Consider the following 11,156-nt stretch of genomic DNA (forward strand, 5'->3'; position numbering starts at 1 on the left):
CTCATGGATATTAATGATCTGAGAGGACTGTCCACTGTTTTAGCCATGATTGCCTTTCTGGGGGTATGTTTCTGGGCATACAGTGGCCATAAGAAGCGGGACTTTAATGAAGCAGCATCACTGCCGTTTGCAGACGACGAAGCTCATATAAATACACGACACGCCAGTGGCTTGGCAAAGACTGAGCACGCAGACAAGGACAAAGGGGCCATACAATGATGAGTAGTTTCTGGAGTGGGTGGGTTGTCATCCTTACTCTGGCCTGCCTGGCATTTGTAATCTATGTGCTGTTTACTACCTGGAGGCAACAGCGCGAAGAGACAACAACTGAAACCACCGGGCACGCCTACGACGGTATCGAAGAGCTGGATAATCCGATGCCCAAATGGTGGCTGGCTCTGTTTGTCGGTACCATCGTATTTTCTGCCGGTTACCTGGCTCTGTATCCGGGTCTTGGTAACTGGAAGGGCTTTCTGGACTGGACCTCTACCGGTGAGTTGGAACGCCATCAGCAAAAACATGATCGTCGTTATCAGCCACTGTTTGAACAGTACGCTAATACTCCGATTGAAGAGCTGGTAAACAACCCTAAAGCCGTCAAGATGGGTGAGCGTATCTTCCTGAACAACTGCGCCCTGTGTCACGGCAGTGATGCCGCCGGTGCCTTCGGCTTCCCGAACCTGACTGATGACGACTGGCTATACGGCGGCACGGCTGACGCGATCACCACCACGATCATGGAAGGCCGTAACGGGCAGATGCCTGCCTGGGGCGCGGTGATTGGCGAGAAAGGCGTTCGTGACGTTGCTACCTTCATCCGTGCTAATGCGGGTCTGGTAGACAAAGTTGCCCCGGCCACAATGACAGCGGGCAAGAAGATTTATGACACGACTTGTGCGGTATGTCACAACGCCGACGGCAAAGGCAACCAGCTACTGGGGGCACCTGACCTGACCGATGAAGTCTGGCTATATGGTTCCAGCCAGGCTCAGGTGGAATACACCATTCGTAATGGTCGTAACGGTGTGATGCCGGCCTGGAAAGACATTCTCGGCAAGGAAAAAGTCCACCTGGTCGCTACCTACGTATTCAGTCTCGACGAAGACAACAAGGACAACGAAAAAGAGACAGATTAACTGTCTCTGATTCGCCACCTTGTCATGAAAACCACAGCTGTCTGGCTGTGGTTTTTTTTATCAGGTAAGATAACGCCGAATTACCAATAGCGTCCTGTTAAGATGCAGTTCGAAGGACCACTTCTTACATTCACGGTGAGAAGAGCCAGGTTCAATGGACGATTTATAACGACCATCAGGGCAGTGAAGTGATATGCCAGAGTCAGACCAACAGATCCAATCCAGTGGACCGGAATTAATTGACCTGTATCAAAAGCCGGACAAAATCTACACACGCAGTTTCCAGGGGTACTTTCGCAATCTCAGGCTGCTCGGGGGAGCGCTGTTGTTCCTTCTGTATTTTGGCACGGCCTGGCTTAACCTGGATGGTCGACAGGCTGTTCTGTTTGACTTGCCGGAGCGCAAGTTTCATATCTTTTCCGCTACTTTCTGGCCGCAGGACTTTATTCTGCTGTCATGGTTGTTGATTATCTGCGCTTTTGGTCTGTTTGCCATCACGGTGTTTGCCGGCCGGATCTGGTGTGGCTATACCTGCCCACAGAGTGTATTCACCTGGGTATTCATGTGGGCAGAGAAGGTCACAGAAGGTGACCGCAACCAGCGAATGCGCAGGGACAAAGCTCCGATGTCGGCAGAAAAAGTTCTGCGCAAACTGGCGAAGCATGGTATCTGGCTGGGTGTTTCTGTTGCCACTGCTATCACGTTTGTCGGTTACTTTACTCCGATTCGGGAACTGGTTCCGAATATGTTGTCTCTGGAAGTCAGCCCCTGGGCACTTTTCTGGCTGGGCTTTTTTACCTTTGCGACCTATGGTAATGCTGGCTATCTGAGAGAGATGGTCTGCCTGCACATGTGCCCTTATGCACGATTCCAGAGTGTGATGTTCGACCGGGATACTCTGGTGGTCGCTTACGATCATAAGCGCGGTGAAAACCGGGGTTCACGCAAAAAAGGTGTGAACCCCAAAAGTCAGGGTTTGGGTGACTGTATTGACTGTAGCGTCTGCGTCCAGGTCTGCCCGACCGGTATTGATATCAGGAACGGACTGCAAATCGGCTGCATTGGATGTGCGGCCTGTATCGATGCCTGCGATAACATTATGGACAAGATGGGCTACGATAAAGGCCTGATCCGCTACACCACAGACAATGAGCTTTCAGGTAAGAAGACCCATTTCCTGCGCCCGAGACTGATAGGTTACACCGTCGCCCTGCTGGCAATGATCGGACTCTTTGCAGGGAGCCTGAACAATCGCTCCGCACTGGAACTGGACATTCTCAGAGACCGCAATCAGCTTTATCGCACCACCTCCGATGGCAGCATTGAAAATACCTATATCCTCAAACTGGCCAACAAGGATCAGCGCACGCTGACCATGACCATCAGTGTCAGGGACATAGGGGATTTGAGCACCAAAGGTGATATGAGCTTTACGGTCAATGCCGGCGAAGTTGCGCAACACGTAGTTCGGCTGGTCTTGCCTGCGGGTTCTGTCCATTCCGGCAGCCGTGATATTGAATTTATAATCAGCAGTGATCAGCCGGACATTCAGCCTGTAAGTGCCGAAAGTCGATTCCTTGCTCCGCAAATCTGAAGACAGGTAGTAACGATTATGAGCCTTGTGAAGAATGAACCCGTCACCCGTTGGTACCAGGAGCCCTGGGTATGGGGAATTCTGGGAGTACTGGCGGTCACCTTTGTTTGGGGCAGTTACCGGACTTACTATGCGTTCAAGATTCAGGACAGTGTGGTGGTCGATGACTATTACAAAACAGGTAAACAGATCAATGAAGATCTTACCCGTGATCACAACGCCAATGACCTTGGAATTCGGGCCAACTTGCTGATCGACGATCTGACAGGTGAGGTTCGAATCACCGTAAACGGCAACCTCAGCGAATGGCCACAACAATTAAAGCTCAGCCTGCTTTCTCCAGTATTCGCCGACCAGGACAAAGTCATCATGGTTAACCGTTCTATCTCCGGTGACGAGTCCACCCAGATATATGTGGGTCAGATTGATGAAGCGGTCGAGGGAAAAACCTATGTCCAGTTGGAAACTCTGGACGAACTTATTCCTGAAGTCGGTTACGAAACAGGCTGGCGCCTGAATCAGCCCCTGGTGCTGAAAGCCGGTGTTGCCAGCGAGCTGCTGCCGCGCGGTAGCTCTAAACCTTGAAGCATTTTGGGCTGAGTGGATGAGTAAACATTCTGAAAATTGCTACTGTTTCCATTGTCACCTGCCTATCGAAGGGACACCCCCTTACACGGCGACGGTTGAAGGTGTTCAGCAGCCCATGTGTTGCCCGGGCTGCAAGATGGTGACTGAAGCCATCATTGCCGGCGGACTGGACAGCTATTACCAGCACCGCACCGACCCCGGTCTGCAGGCCAATACGCTCAGCCAGCGGCTGGAAGAAGAACTCCGGCTTTACGACCGGAATGATATTCAGCAGGACTTTGTGATCAGCAACGGTGAGTCCGAAAGACAGGCCAGCCTGTTGATAGAGGGCATCACCTGTGCTGCCTGTGTCTGGTTGTTGGAGAATCATATTAGTCTGATCGAAGGTGTCGAAAAAGTCTCTGTTAACCTGAGTACTCATGAAGCCCAGATCAGCTGGAATAACGCACAGACACCACTCAGCGATATTCTGATCGCCATTCATCAGATTGGTTATAAAGCCTACCCCTGGCGCGCTGATCGCCAGGAAGCCATGCTCAAGCAAGAGAACCGCGTATTCATACGACGCCTCGCCATTGCCGGTATTGGCACCATGCAGGTCATGATGTATGCCATCGCGCTCTACTCCGGAGCGATCAGTAACGACATGACGGCCCCCTATCGGGATCTGATCCGGTATGTCAGTGCTCTGGTGGCCACTCCGGTCATACTCTACTCAGCGGCACCTTTTTTCAAAGCAGCCCTGCGAGATTTCCGAACCCGCCATCTCAGCATGGATGTGCCGGTCTCCATTGCCATTGGTGGAGCCTATGTTGCCAGCCTCTGGGCAACCGTTAACGGAAGTGGTGAAGTTTATTTTGACTCGGTATCTATGTTTACTTTCTTCCTGTTGTCCGGTCGTTATCTGGAGCTTCGTGCGAGACATTCAACCTCTCGTGCAGCCCGGGCCCTAAGCAACCTGCTGCCCTCCAGCTGCCTGAAAAAAGAGGGTAAAGAGTATGTTCGAGTCCCGATCATTGATCTGAAACCCAAAGACCATGTACGGGTATTACCCGGTGATTCCATTCCCGCTGATGCTGTTATATTGCGAGGGAGTAGTAGTGTCGATGAATCCATGCTGACAGGCGAATATCTGCCAATAGCCCGCAGCATAGGCGAGTCAGTGATGGGCGGCAGTCTCAATATCGACAACGCCCTTGAGCTTGAAATCACCCATGTAGGTGAAGAAACCCGGATGTCTGCGATTCTCAAACTGCTAAAACATGCCCAACAGGACAAACCTGCCATTGCCCGACTGGCAGATCGTGTTGCCGGTTACTTTGTGGCTTCTGTTCTGGTGACAGCAACTGTCGTTTACTGGTACTGGTCGGGTGTCGTGGCAGAAGATGCGTTCTGGATCACCCTGTCCGTACTGGTAGTAACCTGCCCCTGTGCCCTCTCTCTGGCAACGCCAACAGCTCTGACGGCAGCGACAGGCTATCTGCATAAACTGGGATTCCTGGTCACCCGGGGTCATGTTCTCGAAGGTCTGGGCAAAATCACCCACATTGTTTTTGATAAAACCGGCACTTTGACCCAAGGTCGTTTAAAACTGGAAGGCACTTATCCTGTTGCTGGCTGCCATCACTCTGAGTCCAAGCTGCTTGCCATTGCCTCAGCCATTGAAGCGCATTCGGAACATCCCATTGCCAGGGCTTTTGCAGTCGCGACTGACCTCAGGGCTGAAGAAGTGGTCAGTCATACCGGTCGGGGCATCGAAGCGAGAATCGGTGCCAACCATTACAAAATGGGCCGTCCCGATTTCTGCTGTCAAACAAATATACCTGCACGCCCGAAGCAGGAAGGACAATGGCTACTCATGTCTGAGAATGACTTGCCACTGTGTTGGTTCAAACTAACTGACAGCCTCAGGCCAGAAGCGGCCCACGTCATTCGTCGGTTAAAAGATTCCGGTTTCAAGGTGACGCTGCTCAGTGGTGATCAGGAACCGGTGGTAGCATCAGTCTCCCAACAGTTAGCCATTGAACAATGGCACTCTCAGGCCAGTCCGGACGACAAACTGATGTTTATTCGCCAGCGACAGGCTGACGGCGAGCATGTTCTGATGGTGGGTGATGGCATTAATGATGTACCGGTGCTGGCCGGTGCAGACGTCTCTCTGGCTATGGGTAATGCTTCAGACCTGGCCAAGACCAGTGCCGACGCCGTACTTCTGTCCGACGACCTTGGTCGTTTGATAGACGCCTTTGATCTGGTCAGACGTACCCGCAAGATCATTCGTCAGAATCTGGCCTGGTCATTGGGTTACAATATAACCGCCCTGCCACTGGCAGCAGCAGCTATGATTGCCCCCTGGATGGCTGCGATTGGCATGGCATTAAGTTCTCTGCTGGTGGTGGGCAACGCCCTGCGACTCAACAGAGATAAAAAGCCTGCTTCCCGGGAAGAACAACTGGCAAGCCAGAATAATGGCAGTGAAAATGCGGATAACCTGCAAGTTGCTGTAAAGGTATAGTACCCCTATGGAAAGCCTGATCATTCTTATACCAATAGCCGTATTGCTGATTGCCCTTGCTGTAGGGATATTTCTATGGGCAGTAGATAATGACCAGTTTGATGATCTGGAAGGACCCGCCCACAACATTCTGTTTGACGACGACCAGCCAAAAGTCAGTCGTCCAACCAAAAAAGACTGATTGGGAACAGCTCTGAGCAGATTAACAGCCCTGAGCAGATGAACAGCCTTGAGCAGATAGATAGCTATGACGGAAGCGCCAACTCTACTAGCCGCAACCACCCTTGGCTTGCTGGGCAGCACTCACTGCATTGGCATGTGCGGAGGTATCACCTCAGCCCTCAGCCTGTCACTCAGAGGACGCTCAAAAGCTGAAACCAGCTGGTTAATGCTGACTTATCACATAGGCCGAATCAGCAGTTATGCCTTGGCGGGCCTGCTGTTTGGATTAGTGGGCTGGTTTCTCGGGGATGCCAGTGAAGCCATGCAATCCTCGCTTCGAATCATTGCTAGCGGAATGCTGATCGCCATGGGTCTTTACATCACCGGCTGGTGGAAAGGCCTGATGAAAATGGAAAAGCTGGGACAACACCTCTGGAAACACATTCAACCGCTCGCCAGCAAACTTCTGCCCATTCGCAGCACGCCTGATGCCCTGACCCTGGGTGCCTTATGGGGCTGGCTTCCCTGTGGACTGGTTTACAGCACGCTCATCTGGTCCGCCACTCAGAACAACCCGACCCAATCTGCCTTGTTAATGGCCGCTTTTGGGCTGGGCACCTTGCCCTCTGTGTTTCTGACCGGAATATTTGCAAGGCAACTGACGTCTGTTATTCAAGCCAGCATGACCCGCAACATTGCCGGCATTATGATGATTCTCTTTGGCCTTTACAGTATTCCCGGTCCACATCAGGTATGGGTCATGTCCATACTCTCAATCGGACATGGCGGCCATTCTATGTAGGTGTCTGAGCCAACAGAGCTCCAGATAGCGGTAACATTTCGCCAGTACCGTTTGGTATGACAAATAACATTATTGTGAACTGGACAAATAACAACTGATTCCGGATTTATTGAGGTGAGAACCAGCATTCTCATCTTTTAATAATCCATCTCAAAATGAATCAGAAAGCATTTTGTTTTATGCACTCTCTTCATGTCGATTTTTGAATAAACCCATCAACTTTGAAAAGAAAGTCGCTTTCTTTACCAATTAAACCGTTTGATTAGATAGCAACAATGTCGTATGAGACTTGGCCATGAGGATGCCATGATCGGCCTTTGCGATTTCTCCAGGAGTTGCTTTCCCAGACATGATAGTATCCTTCTTGATTCGGTTGTTAATGATATTATGCCGCGTATGCTGTATATCCCCATGTTAAGTTTCTCTGCACCCTTTCTCAAAGTCTGCTAAGCTGTCTTTCTCACTCATTTGACAGGAGTACAACATGAGCTTAAACGCTGAACAACCGAACGAAACAGAGCTTGACCATATTCGAGACACCCTGACGGGTATTGTCAGCTACGCCAGCAAAACCCGTGCTGAAATGCACCAAGGGTTCGCTCGTATAGACAAACGTTTTGACCAACAAGAAAAACGCTTTGCCCAAATTGACGAACGCTTTGTCAAGATTGACGAACGCTTTGACCAGCAAGAAAAACACTTTGACCAGTTCAAACAAGAAACTCGTGAACGCTTCGACAAAATAGAAGACACTCTCACCATTATCGTGAACCACCTCAAGAAATAAGCCACGCCGCCTAATAACAAAATCCAGTCGATTGTGAACCTCCCCCATTTTAGTGGACACTCAAATCCAACTGAAACGGTAATCACGTGCCTGCTTATAAAACTGTGAAAAAAACTCTCCAATACACCAACGAATTTAAAGTGTCGGCTGTTAGAATGACCATTAGACCCAACAAAATGTTGAAGGATGTCGCTGAAGCACTCGACATTCATCCCTATATGTAGTCTCGTTGGCGCGAGGAATATTTTGAGGGACAGCTCGTGGCTGATGAGCGCAAAGTTAAGTCAACTCCAAATGATGTACATTCCGAGCAAGGCCAGCTGCGCCACGACAACTTAGCTGTAGACCTGTGTCCATTTTATCGAGGGAAGATCATTGTCTCTGGACTAATACAACTAACACTGTTAACCCTTGCCGACACTACTCAAGTGAGTTGACTCTGCTGCCCACTTAGTTTCAGGCTAAGGTCGGGTGTAAACGATCTTGCCAAGTTCTCTTTTAATACGCACATAGACAAACAGTGTCGTAAAACCCAAGGCCAACAGATATCATTCTTTTGATATCTGTTGGCCTGAAAGCCTCTGAAACAACCGAACAATGAGTGATACCAGCTGCTATGTCAGTGGCTTTAGTTAAAGAGTCTTCTCATGGCATCGAGCTTTTTATTGGTCAGAGCCATTGGTGATGCTTCAGCCTGACTTTTAGCTGTTTCCTGGCCTGTAATGCCTGAAAATGCCTGTGAATATGGACCATAACGTCGAACAGCTGGAACGTAAGGACGGACCGGCTCGTGATTTATTCGATTCAGATCAGGTGCAAGCTCAATCTTCAGCAGGCTTCGACCACTTTTTGTTGAGGGCATGGTATTGGACTTCGCTGCGCAATACCGTGACGGTTCAAATACCGGTCTGGTTGCGGCGCTGATTGTTGTTTTTACTCCGTAAGTCATAATATATCCTCTATGAAGATCTATGGTTCTGAACAGGCAACAGACATTAAAGTTCTCGGTTACCTGCGCCTTTGGACAGTCAAAGGACATTAAAGTTCATGGTTGCCCATAGAAACTTCGTAGCTTTCTGGAACAGCAAATTCGTTGCTTCGCCTCAAATGTCGAAAAGTTTCTGGTGGTGATTCGTCACGGAGCAATTTTCATCCTCAATGTTCTGCCGTCATCAATACGATGTCGCCTTGGCCAGCGCTATTATCAGCCAGGCTTCTGGTTGTCTGAGCTATCAGAGCTCATGCCCTGCTTTACCAGACATCAGAGCCCGTTTGACCTGATGAGCAATTTCTTCTGAGTTCACACCTTTGAGGAAGATGTGTGCATGAGCGAGTCCCACTGATCGTTTATGGGGTGGATTCACATAGATTCGCCATTCCAGAGAGTACCTTGACACTAACTCGCCAAGACTTTTCTTCAACAACCCGTTTGACTCTTCCTGCAAAGACTTTTCCTGCCAGTCCTTGCCGGACATAAACAACAACAGATGCACTACGTCGTCTTCCAGCCAGTAGGGATAACGGTTAAATACCAGTTGGCTTTCCAGCACACAATGACCATCACTGCACTCCAGCGCCCTTTGGTTCGATAGGTTGAAAACATTCTCCAGCACAGCCGTTTCAGGCGATATCCCACTCAGCTTCAATCGAGACAGATAGCTCAGGTAAGCCATCAGCTGGACAGGACTTCTACGGGTATCAATATAATCTGACTGAATCTCTTCCCAGGTAATCACTCCGGAATAGGTGACAACACTGAACAGCACCTTAAGCAATACAAGACTGCAAACGCCAATAACCCACAAAACGCACTCTCCCGGTTGAACCCAATATTATTGGTTGTCTAGCATAGACTGATCACAGGCTGTCGGAGCGGAAGTGAATGCTCTTTCAATGTAGTGATTGATGAGGTTGACTCATTTCCCACGCTTTCAGGCCCTCTGGGTCTCAGCGTGGGAACAAGTTTTAAACACCATTCTGATGATTTTCAGAAGGCTTGCGAAGCGCCCTGCCATCGGCTTCAGGCTTTTTGTTTGTCATAGCCAACGACTGCTTCAGCCTTTTCTTGCTGCTCCCCTCCCCCTTGAAATCGGTGCTGCTGCTTGTTGCAATAACTGATAATAATTACGCCCCGGCCCTCCCGGCTCAGCCACAAAAACATCAGGCTGCGGCCTTTGCGGCTCATCCTCATAAACAAATGAATCTTGATTTAATCCACCGACCGCCATGGCCGAATTTCGAATTATTTGATCAAGATACGGCTCGAAACGAGGTACATCTCTGCCGTCCATGCTGCTTGGATACTCGATTGCACGTCCTGCAGGCTGACATATGAAGTTAAATCTGATTTCGAAAGGCGCACAAAGACGTTGAAAAGTTGGAATATACGCTTGGAACGGACCGAGTCTTGTCGGACTTATATAAATTGTGGGCACTACACCAGCCAGACTTCGACCACCCGATGTTGTTGTCGAACAGCTAGCGGATCCCGCTACACTAAACTGCGGCGGTTGAAATTCCACTCTGGCTGCGGCACTACTTGTTGTTGGTGTTACTCCGTAAGTCATAATATATCCTCCATGATGATCTACATTTTTTGACAGGCGACAGCCCGTTTTGAGCAGGTGGCTCAATTATTGATCCTATTGATCACCTGCTGACAGAACATACCCAATAAATCGGGACTTAAAACAATTTTCAATTTATCACGTATATCATTAAGGCTGCCTGATGGGGTGATTTTTAGCCAATCGTCGAGCAATTTAGAATTGTATTGACTCATATTTTCCAGAAATTCTTTCAGATCATAATCATCTAAATTATCAATCAGACTGTTCCAGTCAGGTGCAATAGTAATACATGGTGGGTTTGCAGAACCCAATTCACTGTAATTATAATCTTCTTCGAATTTGAATGGATGCCCACTTTCCAGGATTCCAAATCCAAGGAATGTTTTTACACTGTCCTGTTCCCCCTCCATAAATGAGTAAAATGTTTTTGCCTTTGGCTCAATGTCTGGCTCCAGTGTAAACTCCTCAAGATCTTTTACCGGGACGCCCCTAACCTCAAAATCAGCTGTATTTATCTCTTCACTGAGGCTGAAGCTACTGCCGTCCTTGTTTTCTACCTCTTCGGGGGTCAATAAAAATGACAGTGCATCTTCCTCTTCTTTTAATCGGGATAATTCTTCAAGCGCAAATCTTCCTTCCTCTAACAGCAGGTTGGTCATTTCCTTAATAAACTCAACAGGGATTTTTCCGTTTTGTTCAAAAACTTTGCCAGTGTTTGCAGCCTGATTTACATCGGTTGCATTCCGGCCTGTAAAGCTTGGGAGTGCTTCCAACCACTGACAGGTACGTTGATCAAATGAAACAGGCTGGCGCGGAGAGGATCCTGCAGGGCTGGTATTATTTGTATTAGATGCAGGCTCAACCTCAACCAAACGTCGACCGTTCGATGTTGTCGCCGGACAGTTATCGGACCCCGCTGAAGTGTTCTGCGGGGGATGAAATTCAGCTTTGGTTGCACCGCTACCTGTTGTTGGTGTTAATCCGTAAGTCATAATCTATTCT

The 11,156-nt window shown here is 49.2% G+C and carries 12 protein-coding genes; 8 read left to right on the top strand and 4 right to left on the bottom strand.

Annotation, left to right across the window (positions count from 1 at the left end; translation table 11 throughout):
- Window positions 1–3: 3 nt before the first annotated feature.
- The 8 genes from KDK19_RS09585 (at window position 4) to KDK19_RS09620 (ending at window position 7,584) form a co-directional block, all read left to right on the top strand.
- The gene (locus tag KDK19_RS09585; protein WP_257253277.1) at window positions 4–219 is read left to right on the top strand and encodes a cbb3-type cytochrome c oxidase subunit 3; all 216 of its coding nucleotides are present in this window, start codon (window positions 4–6) and stop codon (window positions 217–219) included.
- Window positions 216–1,136, top strand: a complete 921-nt coding sequence (gene ccoP, locus KDK19_RS09590) for a cytochrome-c oxidase, cbb3-type subunit III (protein WP_306670848.1) — start codon at window positions 216–218, stop codon at window positions 1,134–1,136. The genes KDK19_RS09585 and ccoP overlap by 4 nt, the downstream gene beginning before the upstream one ends.
- Before the next feature lie 193 nt (window positions 1,137–1,329).
- Complete coding sequence (gene ccoG, locus KDK19_RS09595) at window positions 1,330–2,730, top strand: cytochrome c oxidase accessory protein CcoG (RefSeq protein WP_257253276.1); 1,401 nt, start codon at window positions 1,330–1,332, stop codon at window positions 2,728–2,730.
- A gap of 18 nt (window positions 2,731–2,748) precedes the next feature.
- Window positions 2,749–3,315, top strand: a complete 567-nt coding sequence (locus KDK19_RS09600; protein ID WP_257253274.1) for a FixH family protein — start codon at window positions 2,749–2,751, stop codon at window positions 3,313–3,315.
- Window positions 3,316–3,334: 19 nt separating this feature from the next.
- Window positions 3,335–5,833: a heavy metal translocating P-type ATPase gene (locus tag KDK19_RS09605; RefSeq protein WP_257253273.1), complete on the top strand. Its 2,499-nt coding sequence runs from the start codon at window positions 3,335–3,337 to the stop codon at window positions 5,831–5,833.
- A 7-nt stretch (window positions 5,834–5,840) separates the two neighbouring features.
- Window positions 5,841–6,014 (top strand): cbb3-type cytochrome oxidase assembly protein CcoS, encoded by a 174-nt coding sequence (gene ccoS, locus KDK19_RS09610; RefSeq protein WP_257253271.1) that lies wholly within the window; start codon window positions 5,841–5,843, stop codon window positions 6,012–6,014.
- Between the two features lie 66 nt (window positions 6,015–6,080).
- Window positions 6,081–6,797 carry a sulfite exporter TauE/SafE family protein gene (locus KDK19_RS09615; protein ID WP_257253270.1) on the top strand — a complete coding sequence of 239 codons (717 nt, stop codon included), beginning with the start codon at window positions 6,081–6,083 and terminating at the stop codon, window positions 6,795–6,797.
- Window positions 6,798–7,281: 484 nt separating this feature from the next.
- A complete protein-coding gene (locus KDK19_RS09620; protein ID WP_257253269.1) occupies window positions 7,282–7,584 on the top strand; it encodes a hypothetical protein in 303 nt (100 codons plus the stop codon).
- Window positions 7,585–8,212: 628 nt separating this feature from the next.
- On the opposite strand, the gene KDK19_RS09625 is transcribed toward KDK19_RS09620, so the two are convergent.
- The 4 genes from KDK19_RS09625 to KDK19_RS09640 all read right to left on the bottom strand — a co-directional run bounded on the left by KDK19_RS09625 (window position 8,213) and on the right by KDK19_RS09640 (window position 11,146).
- Window positions 8,213–8,533, bottom strand: coding sequence for a hypothetical protein (locus tag KDK19_RS09625; RefSeq protein WP_257253267.1), 321 nt, complete (start codon window positions 8,531–8,533; stop codon window positions 8,213–8,215).
- Window positions 8,534–8,816: 283 nt separating this feature from the next.
- The gene (locus tag KDK19_RS09630; RefSeq protein WP_257253266.1) at window positions 8,817–9,389 is read right to left on the bottom strand and encodes a GIG1 family protein; all 573 of its coding nucleotides are present in this window, start codon (window positions 9,387–9,389) and stop codon (window positions 8,817–8,819) included.
- Window positions 9,390–9,638: 249 nt separating this feature from the next.
- Window positions 9,639–10,151, bottom strand: coding sequence for a hypothetical protein (locus KDK19_RS09635; protein WP_257280568.1), 513 nt, complete (start codon window positions 10,149–10,151; stop codon window positions 9,639–9,641).
- A 62-nt stretch (window positions 10,152–10,213) separates the two neighbouring features.
- Complete coding sequence (locus KDK19_RS09640; RefSeq protein WP_257253264.1) at window positions 10,214–11,146, bottom strand: hypothetical protein; 933 nt, start codon at window positions 11,144–11,146, stop codon at window positions 10,214–10,216.
- Between the last annotated feature and the right edge of the window lie 10 nt (window positions 11,147–11,156).

It is taken from the genome of Endozoicomonas sp. ONNA1, from assembly GCF_024606325.1.
GTDB lineage: Bacteria > Pseudomonadota > Gammaproteobacteria > Pseudomonadales > Endozoicomonadaceae > Endozoicomonas_A.

Excerpts from the sequence above, each read along its gene's own strand:
- KDK19_RS09585 (WP_257253277.1), top strand. The coding sequence starts at position 4 with ATGGATATTAATGATCTGAGAGGACTGTCCACTGTTTTAGCCATGATT.
- ccoP (WP_306670848.1), top strand. The coding sequence starts at position 216 with ATGATGAGTAGTTTCTGGAGTGGGTGGGTTGTCATCCTTACTCTGGCC.
- ccoG (WP_257253276.1), top strand. The coding sequence starts at position 1,330 with ATGCCAGAGTCAGACCAACAGATCCAATCCAGTGGACCGGAATTAATT.
- KDK19_RS09600 (WP_257253274.1), top strand. The coding sequence starts at position 2,749 with ATGAGCCTTGTGAAGAATGAACCCGTCACCCGTTGGTACCAGGAGCCC.
- KDK19_RS09605 (WP_257253273.1), top strand. The coding sequence starts at position 3,335 with ATGAGTAAACATTCTGAAAATTGCTACTGTTTCCATTGTCACCTGCCT.
- ccoS (WP_257253271.1), top strand. The coding sequence starts at position 5,841 with ATGGAAAGCCTGATCATTCTTATACCAATAGCCGTATTGCTGATTGCC.
- KDK19_RS09615 (WP_257253270.1), top strand. The coding sequence starts at position 6,081 with ATGACGGAAGCGCCAACTCTACTAGCCGCAACCACCCTTGGCTTGCTG.
- KDK19_RS09620 (WP_257253269.1), top strand. The coding sequence starts at position 7,282 with ATGAGCTTAAACGCTGAACAACCGAACGAAACAGAGCTTGACCATATT.
- KDK19_RS09625 (WP_257253267.1), bottom strand. The coding sequence starts at position 8,533 with ATGACTTACGGAGTAAAAACAACAATCAGCGCCGCAACCAGACCGGTA.
- KDK19_RS09635 (WP_257280568.1), bottom strand. The coding sequence starts at position 10,151 with ATGACTTACGGAGTAACACCAACAACAAGTAGTGCCGCAGCCAGAGTG.
- KDK19_RS09640 (WP_257253264.1), bottom strand. The coding sequence starts at position 11,146 with ATGACTTACGGATTAACACCAACAACAGGTAGCGGTGCAACCAAAGCT.